This window comes from Pseudomonas sp. HB05 (assembly GCF_016756915.1).
In the GTDB taxonomy this organism is placed as follows: domain Bacteria; phylum Pseudomonadota; class Gammaproteobacteria; order Pseudomonadales; family Pseudomonadaceae; genus Aquipseudomonas; species Aquipseudomonas alvandae.
The window spans coordinates 1-23,272 of the sequence record NZ_JAESPG010000008.1 but is presented as its reverse complement, the minus strand read 5'-3'; the positions used below and the strand labels follow the sequence as shown (position 1 = coordinate 23,272).

Annotated in this window: 16 protein-coding genes and 1 pseudogene; 9 read left to right on the top strand and 8 right to left on the bottom strand. The window is 61.2% G+C overall.

Annotation, left to right across the window (positions count from 1 at the left end; all coding sequences use genetic code 11):
• Positions 1 to 138: 138 nt before the first annotated feature.
• On the top strand, positions 139 to 915 hold the full coding sequence (locus JMN22_RS09440) for a ferredoxin--NADP reductase (RefSeq protein ID WP_030140309.1): 777 nt from the start codon (positions 139 to 141) through the stop codon (positions 913 to 915).
• A gap of 45 nt (positions 916 to 960) precedes the next feature.
• Here JMN22_RS09440 and mscL read toward each other — a convergent pair whose 3' ends face one another.
• A complete protein-coding gene (mscL, locus tag JMN22_RS09435) occupies positions 961 to 1,374 on the bottom strand; it encodes a large-conductance mechanosensitive channel protein MscL (protein ID WP_181289472.1) in 414 nt (137 codons plus the stop codon).
• Between the two features lie 312 nt (positions 1,375 to 1,686).
• Here mscL and katB point away from each other — a divergent pair, with 312 nt between their 5' ends.
• From katB to radA, 3 genes are all read left to right on the top strand, one after another.
• Positions 1,687 to 3,201: a catalase KatB gene (gene katB / locus JMN22_RS09430; RefSeq protein WP_410002290.1), complete on the top strand. Its 1,515-nt coding sequence runs from the start codon at positions 1,687 to 1,689 to the stop codon at positions 3,199 to 3,201.
• A 61-nt stretch (positions 3,202 to 3,262) separates the two neighbouring features.
• Positions 3,263 to 3,811, top strand: a complete 549-nt coding sequence (locus JMN22_RS09425; protein WP_030140306.1) for an ankyrin repeat domain-containing protein — start codon at positions 3,263 to 3,265, stop codon at positions 3,809 to 3,811.
• 40 nt (positions 3,812 to 3,851) lie between these two features.
• Positions 3,852 to 5,219: a DNA repair protein RadA gene (gene radA / locus JMN22_RS09420; RefSeq protein ID WP_030140305.1), complete on the top strand. Its 1,368-nt coding sequence runs from the start codon at positions 3,852 to 3,854 to the stop codon at positions 5,217 to 5,219.
• A gap of 192 nt (positions 5,220 to 5,411) precedes the next feature.
• Here the strand turns inward: radA and JMN22_RS09415 are convergent, their stop codons facing one another.
• Positions 5,412 to 5,768, bottom strand: a complete 357-nt coding sequence (locus JMN22_RS09415) for a PilZ domain-containing protein (protein ID WP_202334969.1) — start codon at positions 5,766 to 5,768, stop codon at positions 5,412 to 5,414.
• Positions 5,769 to 5,927: 159 nt separating this feature from the next.
• On the opposite strand from JMN22_RS09415, the gene JMN22_RS09410 reads away from it, so the two are divergent.
• The 3 genes from JMN22_RS09410 (at position 5,928) to yjiA (ending at position 9,499) form a co-directional block, all read left to right on the top strand.
• Entirely contained in the window at positions 5,928 to 7,994 is a 2,067-nt protein-coding gene (locus tag JMN22_RS09410) for a carbon starvation CstA family protein (RefSeq protein WP_202334968.1), read from the top strand.
• Between the two features lie 15 nt (positions 7,995 to 8,009).
• The gene (locus JMN22_RS09405; RefSeq protein ID WP_003182142.1) at positions 8,010 to 8,207 is read left to right on the top strand and encodes a YbdD/YjiX family protein; all 198 of its coding nucleotides are present in this window, start codon (positions 8,010 to 8,012) and stop codon (positions 8,205 to 8,207) included.
• A gap of 323 nt (positions 8,208 to 8,530) precedes the next feature.
• Positions 8,531 to 9,499 carry a GTPase gene (gene yjiA, locus JMN22_RS09400; protein ID WP_030140300.1) on the top strand — a complete coding sequence of 323 codons (969 nt, stop codon included), beginning with the start codon at positions 8,531 to 8,533 and terminating at the stop codon, positions 9,497 to 9,499.
• Positions 9,500 to 9,577: 78 nt separating this feature from the next.
• Here the strand turns inward: yjiA and glyA are convergent, their stop codons facing one another.
• Together glyA and JMN22_RS09390 are read right to left on the bottom strand one after the other, a co-directional pair.
• On the bottom strand, positions 9,578 to 10,831 hold the full coding sequence (gene glyA / locus JMN22_RS09395) for a serine hydroxymethyltransferase (RefSeq protein ID WP_030140299.1): 1,254 nt from the start codon (positions 10,829 to 10,831) through the stop codon (positions 9,578 to 9,580).
• A 228-nt stretch (positions 10,832 to 11,059) separates the two neighbouring features.
• Positions 11,060 to 14,908: a sensor domain-containing protein gene (locus JMN22_RS09390; RefSeq protein WP_202334967.1), complete on the bottom strand. Its 3,849-nt coding sequence runs from the start codon at positions 14,906 to 14,908 to the stop codon at positions 11,060 to 11,062.
• A 270-nt stretch (positions 14,909 to 15,178) separates the two neighbouring features.
• On the opposite strand from JMN22_RS09390, the gene ettA reads away from it, so the two are divergent.
• The gene (gene ettA, locus JMN22_RS09385; RefSeq protein ID WP_030140297.1) at positions 15,179 to 16,843 is read left to right on the top strand and encodes an energy-dependent translational throttle protein EttA; all 1,665 of its coding nucleotides are present in this window, start codon (positions 15,179 to 15,181) and stop codon (positions 16,841 to 16,843) included.
• A 180-nt stretch (positions 16,844 to 17,023) separates the two neighbouring features.
• Here ettA and JMN22_RS09380 read toward each other — a convergent pair.
• From JMN22_RS09380 to JMN22_RS09365, 4 genes and pseudogenes are all read right to left on the bottom strand, one after another.
• A pseudogene (locus JMN22_RS09380) lies at positions 17,024 to 17,514 on the bottom strand (GreA/GreB family elongation factor).
• A gap of 70 nt (positions 17,515 to 17,584) precedes the next feature.
• Positions 17,585 to 17,941, bottom strand: coding sequence for a hypothetical protein (locus tag JMN22_RS09375; protein ID WP_030140295.1), 357 nt, complete (start codon positions 17,939 to 17,941; stop codon positions 17,585 to 17,587).
• A 90-nt stretch (positions 17,942 to 18,031) separates the two neighbouring features.
• Positions 18,032 to 19,885, bottom strand: coding sequence for an Lnb N-terminal periplasmic domain-containing protein (locus JMN22_RS09370; RefSeq protein WP_202334966.1), 1,854 nt, complete (start codon positions 19,883 to 19,885; stop codon positions 18,032 to 18,034).
• An 88-nt stretch (positions 19,886 to 19,973) separates the two neighbouring features.
• Positions 19,974 to 20,462 carry a DUF3015 domain-containing protein gene (locus JMN22_RS09365; RefSeq protein WP_030140293.1) on the bottom strand — a complete coding sequence of 163 codons (489 nt, stop codon included), beginning with the start codon at positions 20,460 to 20,462 and terminating at the stop codon, positions 19,974 to 19,976.
• 274 nt (positions 20,463 to 20,736) lie between these two features.
• On the opposite strand from JMN22_RS09365, the gene JMN22_RS09360 reads away from it, so the two are divergent.
• Entirely contained in the window at positions 20,737 to 23,175 is a 2,439-nt protein-coding gene (locus JMN22_RS09360) for a Lon protease family protein (protein WP_202334965.1), read from the top strand.
• Positions 23,176 to 23,272: the final 97 nt, after the last annotated feature.

The following is a 23,272-nucleotide window of genomic DNA, read 5'->3' as shown; positions in this document are numbered from 1 at the left end:
TGATTTTAGTTCTGTATAACTCTGCTAGAAGATTTTTCCCGGCAGGACCTGAGTTGATAGCTTAATGCTATCCTTCTTCTCGGTGGTTAACGTGGCGACTTTGCGGGACACTAGAGTCTTGTCCCATTGGAGTCGCCCATGACTGACAGCGCAGAAAAGTTTACCCGCCAGACGCTGATCGACGTGCAACCCCTGACGCCTCATCTGTTTACATTGCGTACCACCCGAGATCGCGGCTTTCGCTTTCGGGCAGGCCAGTTCGCCCGGCTTGGGGTCGTCAAGGCGGACGGTACGACCGTGTGGCGCGCCTATTCCATGGTGTCGTCACCCTTTGACGAATTCCTCGAGTTTTTTTCCATCGTCGTCCCGGACGGAGAGTTCACCAGCGAGCTCAGCCGCCTCAAGCCCGGTGATTGTCTATTGGTCGAACGCCAGGCCTTTGGTTACCTGACCCTGGACCGTTTCGTGGATGGACGGGACTTGTGGCTTTTGTCCACGGGCACCGGCGTTGCGCCGTTTCTCTCAATCCTCCAGGACTTCGAGGTCTGGGAAAAATTCGAGCGAATCATCCTGGTCTATAGCGTTCGCGAAGGACGGGAGCTGGCCTATCAGGCGTTGATCGAAGGGTTGACCCAGCGTGATTATCTTGCCGAATACGCCCATAAGTTTCGGTTCATTCCAACGGTCACCCGCGAGCAGCATCCGGCCGCGTTGAATGGGCGAATCACCACGCTGATTGAAAATGGCGAATTGGAGCGAGCCGCCAATGTCACGCTGACGCCGGAGCACTCGCGCGTCATGCTGTGCGGCAATCCGCAAATGATCGACGACACACGCAAGCTGCTCAAGGCCAAGGGCCTGCAACTGAGCCTCACTCGCCGGCCTGGGCAGGTGGCGGTGGAAAACTACTGGTAAGGAAAATGGCGTCCAGTGGACGCCATTTTTTATTTGCGTGAATGCTCAGGGCCGTTCGTTTTGGGCCTTGAGCAGGTCGCGAATTTCGCTCAGCAATTGTTCTTCCTTGGTGGGGACGGGGGGCGCGCTCGGGGCAACGGCCTCTTCGCGCTTGAGGCGGTTGATGGCCTTGACGCCCATGAAAATGGCGAACGCGACGATGATGAAGTCCACCATGCTCTGGATGAACTTGCCGTAGGCCAGCACGACGGCCGGCGTATCGCCTTGGGCGGCCTTGAGTGTGATGGCCAGGTCGCTGAAGTCCACCCCGCCGATCAAAAGGCCGATCGGAGGCATGACCACGTCACCCACGAATGACGAAACAATCTTGCCAAAAGCGGCACCGATGATAATCCCGACGGCCATGTCGACGACATTGCCTTTGACCGCGAAGGCCTTGAACTCGCTTAGCACGCCCATGAGTTATTCCTTGTGACAGATAAGTAGGTACCCGCAGTGTAAGCCAGCCAAACGTGGATCGCTCGACATGCCTGCTTACATTTGCTGGCCTGTTTATCGACTCGGCAGCCTGTGAAAAGTTTACAAAGTGCCACCAATCGCGCGTGATACGCGGTTTCAGCCCGATTCCCTACACCGTTTTTTCTATCAATGCGGTATGGCATTTCTATTTAGGTTTTGGATTTTCGGGCACTAGCCTCTGAAAGGCGCACATGGATGCGCTCTATAAAATCAGAGGAAACGCCAATGAACATTTCCCCAGGCCTCGGCGCCATGTCCGGTCGTCGCTCACTTGTTGTGCTCACCGCCAGCCTGTTTTCCCTGTCCGTCAATGCCGCCACCTTGACCCGCGACAATGGCGCGGCGGTAGGCGACAACCAGAACTCGCAAACCGCAGGCCCCAATGGCCCGACCTTGCTGCAGGATGTGCAACTTATCCAGAAGCTCCAGCGTTTTGACCGTGAGCGCATCCCCGAGCGTGTCGTGCATGCCCGTGGTACCGGGGCCCATGGCGAATTTACTGTCTCCAATGACCTGAGCGACTTGACCAAGGCGAAGGTCTTCGCCGCTGGGCAAGTCACGCCGGTGTTCGTGCGCTTTTCCGCCGTGGTGCACGGCAATCATTCGCCGGAGACGTTGCGCGACCCTCGTGGCTTTGCCACCAAGTTCTATACCGCCGATGGCAACTGGGATCTGGTGGGTAATAACTTCCCGACATTCTTCATTCGCGACGCCATCAAGTTTCCCGACATGGTGCACGCGTTCAAACCTGACCCGCGAACTAACCTGGACGATGACTCCCGTCGTTTCGATTTCTTTTCCCATGTCCCGGAAGCGACTCGCACGCTGACAGAGCTGTATTCCAACTCCGGCACGCCAGCCAGTTATCGTGAAATGGACGGTAACGGCGTGCATGCTTACAAACTGATCAATGCCAAGGGCGAGATCAGTTATGTGAAGTTTCATTGGAAAAGTTTGCAGGGGCTGAAGAATCTCGACCCGAAAGAAGTCGTGAAAGTACAGGGGCAGGATTACAGCCACATGACCAATGACTTGGTCAGTCATATCAACAAGGGCAACTTTCCCAAGTGGGACTTGTACGTCCAGGTACTCAAGCCGCAGGACTTGTCCACGTTCGACTTCGACCCACTGGACGCCACCAAGATCTGGCCGGATGTGCCTGAGCGAAAAGTTGGACAAATGGTCTTGAATCGCAACCCGGCAAATGTATTCCAGGAAACCGAACAAGTGGCGATGGCGCCCGCCAACCTGGTGCCGGGCATTGAACCTTCGGAAGATCGCCTGTTGCAGGGCCGGGTGTTTTCTTATGCCGATACGCAAATGTACCGGGTCGGGCCGAACGCGTTGCAATTGCCCATCAACGCCCCCAAGGTCGCCGTCAATAACGGTAACCAGGACGGCGCGATGAATGCTGGCAGCAGCAGTACCGGCGTGAATTATCAGCCGAGCCGGCTGCTGCCACGTGAAGAGCAGTCCGCTGCGCGCTATAGCCAGACCGAGCTGACCGGCAGTACCCAGCAGGCGAAAATCCAGCGTGAGCAGAATTTCAAGCAGGCCGGTGATCTGTACCGTTCGTTCGGCAAGAAAGAGCGTGATGACCTGATCGAAAGTTTCGGCGGGTCATTGGCGACCACCGACGATGAGAGCAAGCACATCATCCTGTCGTTCCTCTACAAGGCTGACCCTGAATACGGCACCGGCGTGGCCCGTGTCGCCAAGGGCGATCTGGCGCGGGTCAAGGCGTTGGCCGAGAAGCTGAACGACTGATCCACCGGGGGGAGACGAGCTGGTCGGCTCCCCCTGTCTGGAATCGTATGGAGAGGCCACGATGCGTAAATTCCTTTTACTGATATTCGCCACTGGGTCATGGGCTGTGCTGGCTGATCAGGTTCCGCCCGCCGACACGGCCGGGGTGCGGGAACAGTTGCAAGACTATTATTTCGACGCCGCCCGCCGGGGCGATGTGCCGATGCTCAATACGTTCATAGAGGCCGGCTACTCGCTCGATACTCGCGACGAAAAGGGCTACACCGCGCTGATCCTGGCGGCTTATCACGGCCACGGGCCGGCGGTGGAACGGCTGCTGGCTGCCGGGGCGGATGCCTGCGCCCAGGACAAACGTGGCAACACGGCGCTGATGGGCGCCATTTTCAAGGGCGAAGTGCAGATCGCGCGGCGTTTATTGTCGACCGACTGCAGCCCCGACCAACGCAACGGTGCCGGACAGACTGCGGCGATGTATGCCGGCCTGTTCAAGCGCGATGAGTTGCTCGACGCCCTGAAGGCCAAGGGCGCCGACCTGGATGCCAGGGATCCGCTGGGCAATACCGCGGCTGGCCTGGCAAAGGGTGAAATCAGAATGCCGGCCCCGCAGTAAAGCCCGGCTGTTATCATCGCGGTTTTTACCCGGAGTTCAGATGGCCAAGGCAAAGCGCATGTACGGCTGCACCGAGTGCGGCTCGACCTTTCCCAAATGGGCTGGCCAATGCAGCGAATGTGGGGCCTGGAACACCCTGACCGAAACCATGGTGGAGAGCGGCGGGGCGGCGGCGCCTACCGGCCGCACCGGGTGGGCCGGCCAACAAGCGCAGATCAAGACCCTGGCCGAAGTCAGCGTCGAGGAAATCCCGCGCTTCTCTACCGCGTCCGGCGAGCTGGACCGTGTGCTGGGCGGCGGCCTGGTGGACGGTTCGGTGGTGTTGATTGGCGGCGACCCTGGCATAGGCAAATCCACCATCCTGCTGCAAACCCTGTGCAACCTCGCCACGCGCATGCCCGCCCTTTACGTGACCGGCGAAGAATCCCAGCAACAAGTCGCCATGCGCGCCCGGCGTTTGGGCTTGCCCCAGGATCAACTGCGGGTGATGACCGAGACTTGTATCGAAACGATCATCGCCACGGCGCGCCTGGAAAAACCCAAGGTCATGGTGATCGACTCGATCCAGACCATTTTCACCGAACAACTGCAATCGGCTCCGGGCGGCGTGTCTCAGGTACGCGAGAGCGCGGCGTTGCTGGTGCGCTACGCCAAGCAGAGCGGCACGGCGATCTTCCTGGTAGGCCACGTCACCAAGGAAGGCGCGCTGGCGGGGCCGCGCGTGCTGGAGCACATGGTGGACACGGTGTTGTATTTCGAAGGCGAATCCGATGGGCGCCTGCGTTTGCTGAGGGCGGTGAAGAACCGTTTTGGCGCCGTCAACGAGTTGGGCGTTTTCGGCATGACTGACCGGGGCCTGAAGGAAGTATCCAACCCTTCGGCGATTTTTCTGACGCGAGCCCAGGAGGAAGTGCCAGGCAGCGTGGTCATGGCCACCTGGGAAGGCACCCGCCCGATGCTGGTGGAAGTGCAGGCGTTGGTGGATGACAGCCACCTGGCGAACCCGCGCCGGGTCACCTTGGGGCTGGATCAGAACCGGCTGGCCATGCTGTTGGCTGTCCTGCACCGGCACGGCGGGATTCCTACGCATGACCAGGACGTATTCCTCAACGTGGTGGGCGGGGTCAAGGTGCTGGAGACCGCGTCCGACCTGGCATTGATGGCGGCCGTCATGTCCAGCCTGCGCAATCGACCGCTGCCCCATGATCTGTTGGTGTTTGGCGAAGTGGGGCTTTCGGGCGAAGTGCGGCCGGTGCCCAGTGGGCAGGAGCGGCTCAAGGAGGCGGCCAAGCACGGCTTCAAGCGCGCCATCGTGCCCAAGGGCAACGCGCCGAAGGAAGCACCGGCGGGGTTGCAGATCATTGCGGTGACACGCCTGGAGCAGGCGTTGGATGCGCTGTTCGAATAATGTCGAGACGGATGCAGGCCTCTGTGATGAAGGAATTTTATCTGTGGCGAGGGGATTTATCCCCGCTGGGCTGCGGAGCAGCCCTGAACCTGACAACTCGGTGGATCAGTTAGATTGGAGTTGCTTTTCTGAGGGGCTGCTGCGCACCCCAACGGGGATAAATCCCCTCGCCACAGGAGGGCAGCGGCGTATTCAAATCTGGATCAGCGCCGCCAGTTCCCGCTCCAGTTCATCATGATCGGCCAGGTTCAGTTCTACCAATCGACGCAGGTGGGCGATGGAATCCAAGTCGATGTGTTCGCAGACGAAGCCCAGGTGGCCGTGATCATCGTGGGTCAGGCGGACTTCCATCCTGACCTCGGCCTCAGGGCTCAGATGGATGTCAGCCATGAAAGGCTCCTCGGGATTGCCGAGCCAAGGCTGGGGCTTTTCGATCAGTAGCCCCTTGAGGGACAGATCCAGCAACTTCACCGGCCAGATGAACGGCCCCTGGCTCAGCTCGGTCTTGGCATGGAATTCAATTCGTACGAAGCGGCGGCGTTCGCTCATTACTCATTCCCCCTGATGATCCACTGACTATAGACCCAACTGGCGCGCCGTCGTTGCCGTTCGGTCAGTGGCCGACAAATGTCGGGGTATGGCCTTTGCGCGGGTTAGCGCTAAACTCCAGTGGCTGTCTTTCTTGTCCACCCTGGCCGGAATATAAAAATGAAAAACAATAATAGCCTGCTACGCCATCTGCCCTGGCTACTGCTGGCCGTCTTAGGAGCGTGCGCCTTGGGCGTCGTGGCCTTGCGCCGCGGAGAGCCGATCAACGCCCTCTGGATCGTCGTCGCGGCAGTCGCCATCTACTTGGTCGCCTACCGCTACTACAGCCTCTTCATCGCCAACAACGTGATGCAACTCGATGCGCGCCGGGCCACGCCTGCCGTGCTCAACAACGATGGCCTGGACTACGTCCCGACCAACAAACACATTCTTTTCGGCCACCACTTCGCGGCCATTGCTGGCGCGGGGCCGCTGGTCGGGCCGGTGCTGGCGGCGCAGATGGGCTATTTGCCCGGCACGCTCTGGCTGATCGCCGGCGTGGTGCTGGCCGGTGCGGTGCAGGACTTCATGGTCCTGTTCCTCTCCACCCGGCGCAACGGGCGCTCCCTGGGCGACATGGTGCGCGAGGAAATGGGCCGCATTCCCGGCACCATCGCGCTGTTCGGCTGCTTCCTGATCATGATCATCATCCTCGCGGTGCTGGCGCTGATCGTGGTCAAGGCCCTGGCCGAGAGCCCGTGGGGGATCTTCACGGTGATGGCGACCATCCCGATCGCGATGTTCATGGGCGTCTACATGCGCTACATCCGCCCGGGCCGCATCGGTGAGATCTCGATCATCGGCGTGCTGTTGCTGCTGGGCTCGATCTGGCTGGGCGGGCAAATCGCCGCCGACCCGGTCTGGGCCAAGGCCTTCACTTTCACCGGGATCCAGATCACCTGGATGCTGATCGGCTACGGTTTTGTCGCGGCGGTGCTGCCGGTGTGGCTGATCCTCGCGCCACGGGACTACCTGTCGACCTTCCTGAAGATCGGCACCATCGTCGCCCTGGCGATCGGCATCCTGGTGACCATGCCCGAGCTGAAAATGCCGGCGCTGACCCAGTTCACCGACGGCACCGGGCCGGTGTGGAAGGGCGGCCTGTTCCCGTTCCTGTTCATCACCATCGCCTGTGGCGCGGTCTCGGGCTTCCACGCGCTGATCTCCTCGGGCACCACGCCCAAGCTGCTGGATAACGAAACCAACGCTCGCTACATCGGTTACGGCGGCATGCTGATGGAATCCTTCGTGGCCATCATGGCGATGGTTGCTGCCTCGGTGATCGAACCGGGCGTGTACTTCGCCATGAACAGCCCGGCGGCGATCGTCGGCGGTGACGTGGTGGCCGTGGCCCAGACCGTCAGCAGTTGGGGTTTCGCAATCACCCCCGACGCGCTGCAAGCGGTGGCCAAGGACATCGGCGAGACCACCGTGCTGGCCCGTGCCGGCGGTGCGCCGACCCTGGCGGTCGGGATCGCGCAGATCCTGCACTCGGTGCTGCCGGGTGAAAACACCATGGCGTTCTGGTACCACTTCGCGATCCTGTTCGAAGCGCTGTTCATCCTCACCGCGGTGGACGCCGGCACCCGTGCCGGGCGCTTCATGCTCCAGGACCTGCTCGGCTCGTTCGTGCCTTCGCTCAAGCGCACCGAATCCTGGCCCGCCAACCTGATCGCCACCGCCGGCTGCGTCGCGCTGTGGGGCTACTTGCTGTACCAGGGCGTGATCGACCCGCTGGGCGGCATCAACACCTTGTGGCCGCTGTTCGGCATCTCCAACCAGATGCTGGCCGGTATCGCCCTGATGCTCGCCACCGTGGTGCTGATCAAGATGAAGCGCCAGCGCTACGTCTGGGTCACGCTGCTGCCGGCGAGCTGGCTGCTGATCTGCACCACCACCGCGGGCCTGATCAAGCTGTTCGACGCCAACCCGGCGATCGGCTTCCTGGCCCTGGCGCGCAAATACAACGATGCCCTGGCCGCCGGCCAGATCCTGGCCCCGGCCAAGAGCATCGAGCAGATGCAGCACGTGGTGTTCAACGCCTACACCAACGCAACGCTGACGGTGTTGTTCCTGTTCGTGGTCTTCAGCATCCTGTTCTACGCGCTCAAGGTCGGCATCGCCGCCTGGGGCACGAAAGAACGCACGGACAAAGAAGCGCCATTCCAGGCCCTGCCGGACGCTTGATCGAGGATTGCAACGATGTTCAATGACTTGAGTCGCCTCGGTAAATACCTCGGTCAGGCCGCCCGCCTGATGGTCGGCATGCCCGACTACGACAACTACGTCGAGCACATGCAAACCAAGCACCCGGACAAGCCGATGATGGACTACGAGGCGTTCTTCCGCGAACGCCAGGAGGCCCGTTACGGCGGCAAGGGTGGGCCGAAGTGCTGTTGAACTGAGTCTATCCCACAGTTGTTTTGGGCTGGTCTCAAGATTTGTGTACACCACCGTTCCCCTGTGGGAGCGAGCTTGCTCGCGAAAGCGGAGTGTCAGTCAACGATGATTCGGCTGACCTGACGCCATCGCGAGCAAGCCCGCTCTCACAGTTGTTTTTGGGTGGTTTCGAGATTTGCGTGCACACCGATTCCCCTGTGGGAGCGAGCTTGCTTGCGAAAGCGGTGGGTCAGTTAGCGATGATTTGACTGATCCACCGCTTTCACAAGCAGGCTCGCTCCCACAGGATCAGCTTTCTTTTCAGGTATCAAAGGAGATCCAGTTTGTCCTCTCCCATCCCGGTCACGATCCTCAGCGGCTTCCTCGGTGCGGGCAAGACCACATTGCTGCGTCATCTGCTCAAGGCCGAGCACGGCTTGAAAATCGCAGTGATCGAGAATGAATTCAGCGATGCCGGCATCGACACCCAACTGCTGGGTGACGAGCCGGTGCAAGTCATGACGCTGGCCAACGGCTGCGTGTGCTGCACCATTCACACCGACCTGACCAAAGCCCTTTACCTGTTGCTCGAACGGCTGGACAGCGGCGAGATCCACTTCGATCGTTTGGTGATCGAATGCACCGGCCTGGCCGATCCGGCCCCGGTGGCCCAGACATTTTTCATCGACGAAGACCTGCGCGAGCGTTACATCCTCGACGGAATCCTGACCTTGGTGGATGCCGCCCACGCTGATGTCCACCTGACCCAAACCATCGCCCAGGCCCAGGTCGGATTCGCCGACCGTCTGTTACTGAGCAAAACCGATCTGGTGGACTCAAGCCAGGTCGAGGCACTCGGTGAGCGCCTGGCTCGAATCAACCGGCGGGCACCGATCCGGGTGGTCGAGCATGGCAAGATCGATCTGGCCGAGTTGCTCGACATTCGTGGATTCAATCTCAATGCGGACTTGGGCGCCGGCTTCAGCTTGCGACCGGTCGGCAAGGCAACCACGGGCGATCGCATCAGCAGCCTGGTGCTGCGCACTGACAGGGCGCTGGATATCGACAAGCTCAGCGAGTTCATGAACCAGTTGCTCGAAGAGCACGGCAAGCAACTGCTGCGCTACAAAGGTGTGTTGAACATTGAGGGCGAGCCCCGTCGATTGGTGTTCCAAGGTGTGCTCAAACTGTACGGTTTTGATTGGGACACCGAATGGGCGCCGGGCGAAACCCGGGAAAGCGTGATGGTGTTCATCGCCGACGAACTGCCTGAAGAAAAGATCTGCGCCGGCTTCGAAGCCGCGCTCCGCTGAAAGCCAGCGCCTGCGGCATTCGTTTTCCAACGACAAAAAAACCGGCCACTAGGGCCGGTTTTTTTGTTGCAGCTGCTGTTAAGCGCCGTACACCGGCAGCTTCTTGCAGATGGCCTTGACCTTTTCACGCACGGCGTCGATCACCGCTTCGTTGTTCAGGTCGGCCAGGATGTCGCAGATCCAGCCGGCCAGTTCCTTGCACTCGGCTTCCTTGAAGCCACGAGTGGTCACGGCCGGGGTGCCGAAGCGCAGGCCCGAGGTGACGAACGGGGAGCGTGGATCGTTGGGTACCGAGTTCTTGTTGACGGTGATGAACGCTTTGCCCAGCGCTGCGTCAGCGTCTTTGCCGGAGATTTCCTGCTTGATCAGCGACAGCAGGAACAGGTGGTTCTCGGTGCCGCCGGACACTACGTCGAAGCCGCGTTCGATGAACACACCGGCCATGGCCTTGGCGTTCTTGACGACTTGCTGCTGGTACGCCTTGAACTCAGGTTGCAGGGCTTCCTTGAAGCAGATTGCCTTGGCGGCGATCACGTGCTCCAGCGGGCCACCCTGGGCGCCCGGGAAGACAGCGGAGTTCAGCTTCTTCTCGATGTCGGCGTTGGCGCGAGCCAGGATCAGGCCGCCACGTGGACCGCGCAGGGTCTTGTGGGTGGTGGTGGTCACCACGTCGGCGAACGGCACCGGGTTCGGGTACACGCCAGCGGCGACGAGGCCGGCAACGTGGGCCATGTCGACGAACAGGTAGGCACCGACCTTGTCGGCGATTTCACGGAAACGTGGGAAGTCGAGGACCTGGGAGTAGGCGGAGAAACCGGCCACGATCATTTTCGGCTTGTGCTCGAGGGCCAGGCGCTCGACTTCGTCGTAGTCGATCAGGCCGTTGCCGTCGATACCGTATTGGACGGCGTTGTACAGCTTGCCGGAGGAGGAAACGCTGGCGCCGTGGGTCAGGTGACCGCCGTGGGCCAGGCTCATGCCCAGGATGGTGTCGCCGGCCGACAGCAGCGCCAGGTACACGGCGGCGTTGGCTTGGGAACCGGCGTGTGGCTGGACGTTGGCGTAGTCGGCGCCGAACAGCTCCTTGGCGCGGTCAATGGCCAGTTGCTCGACCACATCGACATACTCGCAACCACCGTAGTAGCGCTTGCCTGGGTAGCCTTCGGCGTACTTGTTGGTCAGTACCGAGCCTTGAGCTTCCATCACCGCGGGGCTGGTGTAGTTTTCCGAAGCGATCAGCTCAATGTGCTCTTCCTGGCGCTGAGCTTCTTGCTCCATGGCGGCAAAGAGATCGGCGTCGTACTTGGCAATAGTCAAATCACGGCTGAACATGGCGGTCCTCAAGGATCGGGGCAGAAAAGGGGGGCATTCTACCTCAACCGGTTTTGGAAGGCATATGAAAGGGCGTCATGTCTTGGACGAATGGGGTTCATGCGGCTTTCAGCGGTGTCCAGACCGGCCCTATCGCGAGCAAGCTCGCTCCCACATTTGGACCTGCGTACACATAACCCTGTGGGAGCGAGCTTGCTCGCGATGGGGCCAGTCCAGGCAGCCGAGATTTCAATCGATCATGAACAACGCATCATTGCTGAACTGCGCTTCGAACCGATTCGCCGGCATCGGGCGGCCGAACAGGTAGCCCTGGACCTCGTCGCAGCCGTGCTCGCGCAGGAAGTCCAGTTGCTCGTGGGTCTCGACGCCCTCGGCGATCACCGCGAGGTTGAGGCTGTGGGCCATGGCGATGATTGCCCGGGCGATCTGTGCGTCCTGCTCGCCGGACGGCAGGCCGTCGACGAAGGTGCGGTCGATCTTCAGCACGTCGATGGGGAATTGCTTGAGGTAGTTGAGCGACGAATAGCCGGTGCCGAAGTCATCCACAGCGATGCTCAGGCCCAGGTTCTTCAAACCGGCGAGGATCTGCATCGCTTCGCTGACTTCGCGCATCAGGATACTTTCCGTCAGTTCCAGCTCCAGGCAGGCCGGCGGCAGGCCGGTATTGCGCAGGATAGTGGCGATGCGCGTGCCCAACTGGCCGTCGGAGAACTGCCGGGCGGAAATGTTGACCGAGACCTTTGGCACCCGGACCTTGGCCTGGTGCCAGGTCCTGAGTTGCCGACAGGCTTCGGTGATGACCCAGTCGCCGACGTCCACCACCAGCCCGAGCTCCTCGAGTACGGGAATGAAGTCTCCCGGCGGCACCAGCCCGCGTCGCGGATGTCGCCAGCGCAGCAGGGCCTCGGCACCGGTCAGGCGTTTGCCATCGCCGCTGAACTGCGGTTGGTAATACAGCACGAACTCGTTCTGCTCCAAGGCATGGCGCAGGTCGCTTTCCAATTCCAGGCGCTCCAGGGCGCTGGCGTTCATGTCGGCCTGGTAGAACTGGAAGTTGTTCTTGCCGCGTTCCTTGGCGTGGTACATGGCCGTGTCGGCGTTCTTCATCAACTGGCTCAGTTCGTTGCCGTCCTGGGGACTCAGGGCAATACCGATACTGGCGGTGACGAAGAATTCCCGGCCTTCGAGCACGAACGGCCGGACCAGGCTGGCGAGGATCTGCTCGGCCACGGTGATGGCCCGGTTCAAGGCCATTTCGCGGCTGGCGCGCGGTTGCAGCAGCAGCGTGAACTCGTCGCCGCCCATGCGCGCCACGGTGTCGTCGTCGGCCACGCAGCCGAGCAGGCGCGTGGCCATTTCCTTGAGCATGCGGTCGCCGGCGGCGTGGCCGAGGGAGTCGTTGATCGGCTTGAAGCGGTCCAGGTCGAGGAACATCAGCACGACCCAGGTCTTCTGCCGCTCCGCCGATTGCAGCGCGGTGTGCAGGCGATCCTGGAACAGCGTGCGGTTGGGCAGGTGGGTCAGGGCGTCATAATAGGCCAGGCGATGAATGCGCTGCTCGCTGGCCTTGCGCTCGCTGATGTCGCTGAAGAAGCACACGTAACTGGCCAGGTCGCCTTCGTCGTCCAGCACTGCCGTGATGCCGACCCAGGCCGGATAATGTTCGCCATTGCGGCGTTTGAGCCAGACTTCGCCTTCCCAGGTGCTGTGCTGCTGCAACTGCTTGAGCACGTAGCGCAAGTGGGCTTCCTGTTGGTCGTCGACGGTGAGCATGTTGGGCAACTGGTCCAGGACCTGCGAGACGGCATAACCGCTGACGCGGCTGAATGCCTCGTTGGCCTGGACGATATAGCCGGCAGGGTCGGTGATCAGGATCGCCGAGGTCGAATGTTCGAATACGGTGGCGGCCATGCGCAGGTCTTTTTCGGCTCGACGCTGTTGGCTGATGTCGCGGCCGACGCCGAGCACGCCTTCGAACGCGCCATGGTCGTCCCACACCAGCACCAGCCGCAGTTCGATTGGAATCTTGCGCCCATCGGCGCGCAGGCAGTCGAACAAAAACAGTTGGGTCTGCATCTGGTTGCGCAGTTCGGCCAGTTGGTCGGGCTTGTCGAGGGCCTTGCTGACCCGGTCCATCAGGCTATAGATGCCCGTCAGCTGCTGCGGATTGGCGATGGTCGATTGCCAGCCGTTCTGGAAAATCCAATCGGAGGTGTAGCCCAGCACCGCCTGGACCGACGGGCTGACATAGTTGAGCGAGAGCTTGCTGTCGGTGGAGAAAATCACGTCGCTGATGCTTTCGGCGAGCATCCGGTAGCGTTGCTCGCTGTCGCGCAGGGATTCGCTGGCCTCGATCTGCTCGGTGATGTCTTTTGCCACACCGATGATGCGTGTCACCTGGTCGTAGCGGTCCCGGGCCAGGGCTTGCTCACGAACCTCGAAGCGTCGCCATTTGCCGTTGCGATGGCGGAAGCGCAATTGGCATTGCAACAGTTGCGTATAGCCGCCGCGTCGCTGTTGCTGGCGCAGAAAGTGGTACTGGTCGGCGTCGTCGCTGTGCAGCAGGATTTCCCAGAAGTACTCGCCCATCTGGTGCAACTCGGTGCGGTCGTAGCCGAGCGTCTGCCCCAGGTGGTGGTTGCTGAAGATCATCCGCTGGCTGATGACGTCCTGTACATAAAGATGATCCGGAACGGTGCGTACCACATCGGACCAGAAACCTTCGCGTTCGAGCAGCGAGAGTTCGACCAGCTTGCGGCTGGTGATGTCGTTGATGCTCAGGATGACGGCGTTATAGTCGCGCTGTGTTTCCGGCAAGCGCAGGACCAGCCATAAATGCTGGTCTCGACCATGGGCGTCCTGCAACTTGATTTCCAGTTCCAGCTGCTTGTGCTCGTCGAGCAGTGCTTCGAGCAGTTTCGAACCGATGGGATTGTTGTCCCTCGGGCCGTTGCCGACCAGCAGTTGCCAGGCTTGTTCGCAGGAATCGACATTGAGCAGCTTCAAGGCCATCTGGTTGACTTCGGTGACGTGCACCTGCTGCTGCAACTGTCCGAGGTGCTGCGGGTCCTGCAGCCAGGCGCGCAACTGTTCGCCGTCCTGCAGGCCGGTCCGGGTAAAGAATGCCTTCAGGCCGGACAGGTCGAGCACGCAGAGGGCCACGCCGGTGCCCTCGAAAATGTCCTGGTAGCGACGGCGGCCTTCGTGCAATTGCCGCTGGCGTCGTCGCATGTTCAGCAGGGCGATCACCGGGAGCATCGAGAACGCCAGGCCCAGCAGGCATTTGCCGATGAAGGCCGGGAGCAGTTGTTCAAGCACCTGGCGCCGATCGAACAACCCGCGCAGTTGCCAGTCGCTGCTGCTCAGGGGCACGGTCAGCACGGTGTCGCTCAGGTCTTGGGAGGTCAGTTGGGTCGGGGTGGTCGAGGGCCGGCTTTCGTCGCGGCTGATGATTTGCTGGTTGAGACGGTTCTCCACCAGCCACAACGGTCGCAGGCCCGTGTCGGCCTGTTTGGTCAACGTCGAGAAGAAGCTCGGCGTCAGGCGCAGCGCCCAGTAACCACGACTGCTGCCGCTGGCCTGGTGCAGCAACAGGTGCACCACGGAGCCATCTTCGGCATTGCTGAAGTAGTGCGCCTGGGCACGGCTACGTCGTACCAGCTCGGCCAGGTAGTCGGCGTCCTGGCTGTCGGCATCGCTGTCACTGAGCACCCTGCCCGATGGGCTCAGCAACGCCAGGCTGCGCAATTGGGGCAATGATTGCTGAAGCTTGCGCAGCAGGGCCTGCTGTTCGTCGGCGGTTTGCGGTTGTTCGACGATCGGTAGCAGGTTAAGGGCGATTTGCGCGTTCAAGGCCATGTTCAGGCTGACTTGCGCGGCCAGGTCGGCGGTGTAGTCGATGGTGTATTGACGTTGTTGCTGCTGGGTTTCACGCAGCTGATCAAGCAACTGCCAGAAGAGCAGGCCCAGCAATAACAGGACCAGCGAGGCCAGCGCGCCCTTCAATGTTCCGCGCAGGGGGAGGCCAGGCACAGCTGTCGGTGCGCGTGGGGACGGAGGCGGCGTGACATTGGACAAGCTGTAATCCTGCGGTTTGCTGGACTGGCGCGACGGGCACTATAAGCCGGACGCCCGAAGGGCGGCTAGCATGCCTTGACTTGTGGCAAAGTGCCAGCCCTTGGCGGCTGGACCTGGACCGACGGTTGAGGTAGCTTTGCCGGTCAAACAAGAGCGTTCCAGCTCCAGCTTCCCAGGCGCCATCCGCCCGCAGGCATTGATAGCATCAAGTGCCGGTGCCGCGCATGGCCTGGCTCGTTCTTTTCACTTGTCACTGACGCTAGGTTCACCATGGCTCAATACGTCTTCACCATGCATCGGCTGAGCAAAGTTGTTCCGCCGAAGCGGGAAATCTTGAAAAACATCTCCTTGTCTTTTTTCCCCGGCGCCAAGATCGGCGTACTGGGTCTCAACGGCTCGGGTAAATCCACCCTGTTGAAGATCATGGCCGGCGTCGATAACGAATTCGACGGCGAAGCCCGTCCGATGCCAGACCTGAACATCGGCTACCTGCCGCAAGAGCCTCAGCTGGATCCGACCAAGACCGTCCGTGAAGTGGTCGAGGAAGCGGTCAGCGTCATCAAGGACGCCCAGGCGCGCCTGGACGAGGTCTATGCCGCCTACGCCGACCCGGATGCCGACTTCGACAAGCTGGCCGCCGAGCAGGCCAAGCTCGAAGCGATCCTGCAGGCCAGCGACGGTCACAACCTGGACCGCCAACTGGAAGTCGCCGCCGATGCGCTGCGCCTGCCAGCCTGGGACGCGAAGGTCGAACATCTCTCCGGTGGTGAGAAGCGCCGCGTGGCCCTGTGTCGCCTGCTGCTGTCGGCCCCGGACATGCTGCTGCTCGACGAACCGACCAACCACCTGGACGCCGATTCCGTTGCCTGGCTCGAACACTTCCTGCACGACTTCCCGGGCACCGTGGTTGCGATCACGCACGACCGGTACTTCCTGGACAACGTCGCCGGCTGGATCCTGGAACTCGACCGCGGCGCGGGCATTCCATACGAGGGCAACTATTCGGGCTGGCTGGAAGCCAAGTCCGATCGTCTGGCCCAGGAATCCAAGCAGCAATCGGCCCATGAAAAAGCCATGAAGGAAGAACTGGAGTGGGTGCGCAAAGGCGCCAAGGCCCGCCAGTCCAAATCCAAGGCTCGCCTGCAGCGCTTCGAGGAAATGCAGTCCCAGGAATTCCAGAAGCGCAGTGAAACCAACGAGATCTACATCCCGGCCGGTCCGCGCCTGGGTGACAAGGTCATCGAGTTCAAGAACGTCACCAAGGGCTACGGCGATCGCGTGTTGATCGACAACCTGTCGTTCTCCATGCCCAAAGGCGCCATCGTCGGTGTGATCGGTGGTAACGGCGCAGGTAAATCCACGCTGTTCCGCATGCTGATGGGCAAGGAAACCCCGGATTCGGGCAGCATCGAGATCGGTGAAACCGTGCAACTGGCCTGCGTCGACCAGAGCCGTGAGGACCTGGACGGCAGCAAGACCGTGTTCCAGCAGATCTCCGACGGTTCCGACCAGATCCGCATCGGCAACTATGAAATCCCGTCGCGCACTTATGTCGGTCGCTTCAACTTCAAGGGTGGCGACCAGCAGAAGTTCGTCAAGGACCTCTCCGGTGGTGAGCGTGGTCGCTTGCACCTGGCGTTGACGCTGAAGGAGGGCGGCAACGTCCTGCTGCTCGACGAACCGTCCAACGACCTCGACGTCGAAACCCTGCGCTCCCTGGAAGAAGCCTTGCTGGACTTCCCTGGCGCCGCCATTGTGATCTCCCACGATCGGTGGTTCCTCGATCGTGTGGCGACTCACATCCTGGCGTACGAAGACGACTCGCAAGCGGTGTTCTTCGAAGGCAACTACACCGAGTACGAAGCCGATCGCAAGAAGCGCCTCGGCGAAGCCGCTGCCCAGCCGCATCGCGTACGGCACAAGAAACTGGCCTGATTGGGTCGGTTGCATGAACAACGGAGCCTTCGGGGCTCCGTTTTTCATGGAACAGCTTATCGAAGCGAAGACCGTGGCGAGGGAGATTGCTCCCGCTCGGTTGCGCAGCAACCGCAAAAAAGCGAGGGCGGCTGTGCCACCCAGCGGGAGCAAGCTCCCTCGCCACGAACGCCTCGGGTTTTACTCCAATTCAATCGACACCACCTCGATCGCCACATCCCCCGCTGGCCGCTTCCACACCACCTCATCCCCCACCTTGGCCCCAGCAACGCCCGCCCCAGTGGCGAGCCCCAATTGATCAATCCTTTGGCCGCATCGGCCTGGTCTTCACCCACTAACTGCACTCGCTGTTCGTGATCCTGTTCATCGACAAAGGTCACCCAGTGCCCGATTCGCACTTGTTCGGACGAAGTCGGCGCAACGACCTGGGCGCTTTGCAGGCGCTGCTTGAAATAGCGCAGATCCCGTTCAAGGTCGGCGATCCGCTGCTTGTCCGCCAGATCCCCTTGGATCGCCTGCTGGCTGTGCAAGGCCTGCAACTCAGCGACCCGGGCCTGGAGCTGGACAAGCCCGGTGGGTGTGACGTAGTTGGGTTGCGCACTGATCTGGCGTTCGACCGGTTGATCGGCCTGGGCGGCGGCGTTGTCTTCGTTGACGAAAGCGCGACTCATAGGGTTCTCCTCTGTTGGAGTTTGGGCCATGGTCGCAAGGTTTTGGTTTCGACGAATGTCTCTGGGCGACTCACTGCGAGCGATAAGCCCGGGCGGCGTCGCGATCTTTTTCCTGTTGCCAGGCACGTTCGCGGTCGTCCCAGTGGCGTTCGCGATAGGCGTCACGTTCTTCACTCTCGCGCATGGCCTGGCATTGGCGAAAGCCGTCGCTCCAGCCCTCGGCGTAGCGCGCGTCCTTGAGATAACGCGGCACGTCCTTCCTGAACTGGCCGGTGATCGCGCCGGCGGCTTGTCGGCCGCTGCTGCAACCATCGTCGAAACCGTCAGCGAAGGCCGGCGGATAACCTCGGGCAATCAGATCTTCGTGGGTGGTTTCACAGCCACCGAGCAACACCAACACACCCAGTACCACCGCCGCGCGCCACATGTTTTGCGTTCCTGCCCGATCCACTCATGACAGAAGTCTAGAAGCGGATTCGTCAGAACGGTGTGAAAGCGCGGTGATTAATCCGTTCGCTCAGTAGTGATACCACTTCACTTCAAGCATTACCTCATTCTCCGGCGAAGCCAGTTGGCTGAATTCGCGCTGGGCACTCAGGCGCAGGCCGAGGTTGCGGGACAGTTCCCACTGCTGGTTCAGGCTCAGGCTACGGCGAACTTCGCCGTTGAAGAAATAATCGCCCTTGGCTTCCAGGCTCAAGTTGCCCAGCGGGTTTTTCCACAGCACACCGCTGTTGAATCCGGCGGCCGGGGCGATGAATTGGGCGAAATCGTTATTGTGCTCGACCCGTACGGTGCCCAGGGCAAAGCCCAACACATCGTCCCCCAACGCCCAAGTGCCGCCGCCACCACCATTGACGTGACTGACCAGCGTTTCATCGTCGTGCTTGCCTGGCACGCGTTCCAAGCCGCCAGTGACTTGCCAGGACAACGGCTGCAACAGCTCGTTGCGTGGGGTCAAGGAGCGAATGGTCGCCAGGTCCAGTTGCTGCACTTGCCAATCGTTGCCCTCGTATTGGCGCAGTTTCAATTGGAGGATTTCGATCTGCGCCCCTAGCGGGAAACTCTCTGCGTTGTCATTGAGGTCGTGATAGGCCATGCGCAGGCCATACTCGCCAAACGCCCGGTCACCCCGCGAGCCCAGGCCGGCTTGCCAGGTGCGCGATTCGTGGCCGTCTTCGGGCAGGCCCGGTTGCGCGATGTCCAGTTCCGGCGCGGGGTTCTGGTTGATCGCCCGCAACAGTTCGAAGCTGCGTTGGGCACGCTGGGGATCACGCTCCTGGCCGTTGGCGCGATAACGCTCCAGGCGGTAGGCTGCGTCGATGATCAGCGCCTGGCGATCGCGCGGCAGCGCCTTGAATTCAGGTCGTTGCAGCTGCTGCTGGTCGGCGCTGACCTGCAGTACCCATTGTTGTTCGTCATCGCTGAGCGGTTCGGCGCGGCTGAGCAGCTCTCGTTCGCGGGACGGTCGATACTGGATGCTTTCCACCAGCCCGGCTTCTTTCACTGCCTTGACGGTGTCGGTGGGAATCGCCGTCAGCGGGAACTGTTCGGTCAAGCGCAGGCTGGGGCGCGCGACTTGCAGCAGTTCAAGCAGGCGATAGGAGCAGTTTTCGTCGAAGAAGAAGTAGTCGAACTGGATCTGCTTGAGTTCCCACACATGCTCGACCATGCGTTCGGTTTCCGCCTGGCTCAGGTTGAGGCGGTATTCCCACAGGTCGCGGTTCTCCAGGCTACGGTATTCGGAGAGTTTCTCCTGGTAGGGCACCAGGGCGAACAGGCCGGGATAACCGCCCATCAGACCCTTCCAGGCGTAAAGGATGCTGTTGTCCGAGCCTTCGATGTAGGCGCCGAAGTTGATCGCGTAGCTGAGCAGCGAGGTCTTGTCGCTTTGCACGTCGGCCTGGTCGATACGCAATAAGGTGTGACCGAACATCGAGGACGGGCTGTTCAGGTAGGCAGCGGGGAAGATCATCACCGCGCTGTGGGGCGAAACGTCCTTGAACCACTGGGTGTAATCGCTGCAGTTGACCGCAGGCAGGTTCGTCAGGCCGAGCTGCGCCTTCAGCCAGCGGGTGCGCGCCGGGTACACGCATTGGGCGTGTTGCTGACCAGCGCTGGCCGGGCCGTACAGGGCTTGCAGCGTGGCGGTCAGCTCGCGGTCGGGATGTTCGTTGCCGTCGGGTGCGAGGAAGAATTTCTTGTCGCTGATGTAACTGCGCCAGCCACCGAGCTTGGCGGTTTCGTAGTGACCCAGGGAAATCCAGAAGCGGTCATTGGCCAGTTGCTGCAAACGTTGAGGGTCGACATGAGGCGCGGCGGACAGCGGGGCGCACACACAGAGCGCCAGCCAGGCAAGGCGTTTGAGCATAGTCGGCTACTTGGAAAGTCGAAAAATAAAGACCGGAGGGGCCCCAAAAAGAAAACCCGCTCCCCGAAAGGAGCGAGTGGTGTCGAGCTTAAGCTTGAGTTGCGTACTTGGCCAGGCGAGGGTCGTTTTTCAGCACGGCCAGGGTATTGGTATGCACGTCTTCTGCCGTCACGTCAGCCTTGCTGAAGATCTGCTGGAAGTGCTCGTGGGTCACAGCGGAGAAGTGTGCGCGATCTTCCGGCGCCACACCCAGTACCACGGCGTAGGTGGTCAGCGCTTCGCCCTGACCCTTGGCCATGTCTTCGGACAGCTCGTTCATCATGCCATTCATGGCCAGCCAGGACTTGCCACCGTAGGTCAGCGCTGCGTTGGTCGAGCAGCCGTTGGTGCCGGAGGTCATGCCGAAGGTGGCGTTGCCGGAAGTGCCGTTGGTGGTGGATGCGAGGAAGTGGGCCGGAGTGCCACGCTGACCTTCGAACAGCATGTTGCCCCAACCGCAATCCGGGCCGCCCGGCGCCTGAGCCATGGCGTTGATGGATACAGCGGTGAAGAGAGTACCGAGAAGAATCCGTTTCATAGCTATGTTCTCTTTATGTGCATACCAATGGACAGGGTCTGGCCCCTACAGCAGCCAGTGGGCCGGTTATTGTTCCAGCCGCGCAGTTTGGAGTTTAGGCACGATCCGAGGGTTCCGTGGCATTTTGCAAAAACATTACTGCAAACCCGTTGCTTGCGGGGCTCTGCCCTGGGTTGGTCCCTCGACTATGCTTTGGCCTCAGGCGCTCCTTGCCAGTCAGGTACGGGCAGCGCCAGAATGCCGCTATCTGCCCCGCCTGATGTAAGGAAGCCCGATGCCTGATCCTGTTGCTGCCAGCTTGCGTCTAGCGCCCGAAGCGCTGACCCGTCCGTTTTCCGCTGAACAGTTCAGCTTCTCTACCACCAATGATCTGGAGCCCTTCCGCGGTGTGCTTGGCCAGGAACGTGCGGTCGAAGCATTGCAGTTCGGTGTGGCGATGCCACGCCCCGGCTACAACGTATTTGTCATGGGGGAGCCCGGCACCGGCCGGTTCTCGTTCGTCAAACGCTACCTCAAGGCCGAAGGCAAGCGCATGCAGACCCCGTCGGACTGGGTCTATGTCAATAACTTCGATGAACCCCGCGAGCCGCGCGCCCTGGAACTGCCGTCGGGCACCGCCGGCACCTTCATTGGCGATATCAATGGCCTGATCGACAACCTGCTGGCGACGTTTCCGGCGGTGTTCGAGCATCCGTCCTATCAACAGAAAAAAAGCGCCATCGACCGCGCCTTCAACCAGCGCTACGACCGTGCCCTCGATGTAATCGAGCGGCTGGCGCTGGAAAAAGATGTCGCGCTGTACCGTGACAGCAGCAACATCGCCTTCACCCCGATGAGCGAAGGCAAGGCCTTGGACGAGGCGGAGTTCGCCCAGCTGCCGGAGGCCGAGCGCGAGCGATTCCATGAGGATATTTCCGGCCTGGAGGAGCGCCTGAACGAAGAACTCGCCAGCCTGCCGCAGTGGAAACGCGAGTCCAACAACCAGTTGCGTCACCTCAACGAAGAAACCATCACCCTGGCCTTGCAACCATTGCTGGCGCCGTTGTCGGAGAAATACGCCGAGAACGCCGCCGTGTGCGGTTACCTGCAAGCCATGCAGGTCTATCTGCTCAAGACAGTGGTCGAGCAGTTGGTGGATGACAGCAAGACCGACGCCGTCGCCCGCAAGCTGCTGGAAGAGCAATACGCGCCGAGCCTGGTCGTCGGCCATCCGGCGAGCGGTGGCGCCCCGGTGGTGTTCGAGCCGCACCCGACCTACGACAACCTGTTTGGCCGAATCGAGTACAGCACCGACCAAGGTGCGCTCTACACCACGTATCGACAGTTGCGTCCGGGTGCCCTGCACCGTGCCAACGGCGGTTTCCTGATCCTCGAAGCGGAAAAAATGCTCGGCGAGCCGTTCGTGTGGGATGCGCTCAAGCGCGCCCTGCAGTCGCGCAAGCTGAAAATGGAATCGCCGCTGGGCGAGCTGGGTCGCTTGGCCACGGTGACCCTGACGCCGCAACACATTCCGTTGCAGGTCAAGGTCGTGATCATCGGCGCGCGCCAGCTCTATTACGCTTTGCAGGACCTGGATTCGGATTTCCAGGAGATGTTTCGCGTGCTGGTGGATTTCGACGAAGACATCCCGATGGGCGACGAGAGCCTGGAGCAGTTTGCCCAGTTGCTCAAGACCCGAACCTCGGAAGAGGGCATGGCACCGCTGACCGCTGATGCGGTGGCGCGCCTGGCCACCTACAGTGCACGCCTGGCCGAGCATCAGGGGCGCTTGTCGGCGCGGATTGGCGATCTGTTCCAGCTGGTCAGCGAGGCGGATTTCATTCGCCAACTGGCCGGTGACGAGATGACCGACGCCGGCCACATCGAACGTGCGCTCAAGGCCAAGGCCACCCGCACCGGGCGCGTTTCGGCGCGAATCCTCGACGACATGCTGGCGGGGATCATTCTCATCGACACCGACGGCGCGGCCGTGGGCAAGTGCAACGGGTTGACGGTGCTGGAAGTGGGCGACTCGGCGTTTGGCGTGCCAGCGCGGATTTCCGCCACGGTGTACCCGGGCGGCAGCGGTATCGTCGACATCGAACGAGAGGTCAACCTAGGCCAGCCGATTCACTCCAAGGGGGTGATGATCCTGACCGGATACCTGGGCAGCCGGTATGCCCAGGAGTTCCCGCTGGCGATTTCAGCCAGTATCGCCCTGGAGCAATCCTACGGTTATGTGGACGGCGACAGTGCGTCCCTTGGGGAAGCTTGCACGCTGATCTCGGCCTTGTCGAAGACCCCGTTGAAGCAATGCTTCGCCATCACCGGCTCGATCAACCAGTTCGGTGAAGTGCAGGCGGTGGGCGGGGTCAACGAGAAGATCGAAGGCTTCTTCCGCCTCTGCGAAGCCCGCGGGCTTACGGGCGAGCAAGGGGCGATCATTCCCCAGGCCAACGTCGCGACCCTGATGCTCGACGAGAAAGTGCTGGCGGCCGTGCGCGCCGGGCAGTTCCATGTCTATGCCGTGCGCCAGGCCGACGAAGCCCTGAGCCTGCTTGTGGGCGAGCCCGCTGGCGAACCGGACGAGAACGGCGAGTTCCCGGAGGGCAGCGTCAATGCCCGCGTGGTGGAACGGCTGCGGGTCATCGCGGAAATGATCAGCGAGGACGATATCAAGGAAGCGGAAAAGGAAATGGCGCAGCAGGCGCTGGTGGAAGCCAAGCCGGCTTGATGTTCTGATGGCGATCTAATTGTGGGAGCGGGCTTGCTCGCGAAAGCGGATTGTCAGTCGACATTGTCGTTGGCTGACACACCGCTTTCGCGAGCAA

Excerpts from the sequence above, each read along its gene's own strand:
- JMN22_RS09440 (WP_030140309.1), top strand. The coding sequence starts at position 139 with ATGACTGACAGCGCAGAAAAGTTTACCCGCCAGACGCTGATCGACGTG.
- JMN22_RS09370 (WP_202334966.1), bottom strand. The coding sequence starts at position 19,885 with ATGCTCAAACGCCTTGCCTGGCTGGCGCTCTGTGTGTGCGCCCCGCTG.
- JMN22_RS09365 (WP_030140293.1), bottom strand. The coding sequence starts at position 20,462 with ATGAAACGGATTCTTCTCGGTACTCTCTTCACCGCTGTATCCATCAAC.
- ettA (WP_030140297.1), top strand. The coding sequence starts at position 15,179 with ATGGCTCAATACGTCTTCACCATGCATCGGCTGAGCAAAGTTGTTCCG.
- JMN22_RS09425 (WP_030140306.1), top strand. The coding sequence starts at position 3,263 with ATGCGTAAATTCCTTTTACTGATATTCGCCACTGGGTCATGGGCTGTG.
- JMN22_RS09415 (WP_202334969.1), bottom strand. The coding sequence starts at position 5,768 with ATGAGCGAACGCCGCCGCTTCGTACGAATTGAATTCCATGCCAAGACC.
- glyA (WP_030140299.1), bottom strand. The coding sequence starts at position 10,831 with ATGTTCAGCCGTGATTTGACTATTGCCAAGTACGACGCCGATCTCTTT.
- mscL (WP_181289472.1), bottom strand. The coding sequence starts at position 1,374 with ATGGGCGTGCTAAGCGAGTTCAAGGCCTTCGCGGTCAAAGGCAATGTC.
- katB (WP_410002290.1), top strand. The coding sequence starts at position 1,687 with ATGTCCGGTCGTCGCTCACTTGTTGTGCTCACCGCCAGCCTGTTTTCC.
- JMN22_RS09360 (WP_202334965.1), top strand. The coding sequence starts at position 20,737 with ATGCCTGATCCTGTTGCTGCCAGCTTGCGTCTAGCGCCCGAAGCGCTG.
- JMN22_RS09405 (WP_003182142.1), top strand. The coding sequence starts at position 8,010 with ATGTTCAATGACTTGAGTCGCCTCGGTAAATACCTCGGTCAGGCCGCC.
- radA (WP_030140305.1), top strand. The coding sequence starts at position 3,852 with ATGGCCAAGGCAAAGCGCATGTACGGCTGCACCGAGTGCGGCTCGACC.
- JMN22_RS09375 (WP_030140295.1), bottom strand. The coding sequence starts at position 17,941 with ATGTGGCGCGCGGCGGTGGTACTGGGTGTGTTGGTGTTGCTCGGTGGC.
- JMN22_RS09410 (WP_202334968.1), top strand. The coding sequence starts at position 5,928 with ATGAAAAACAATAATAGCCTGCTACGCCATCTGCCCTGGCTACTGCTG.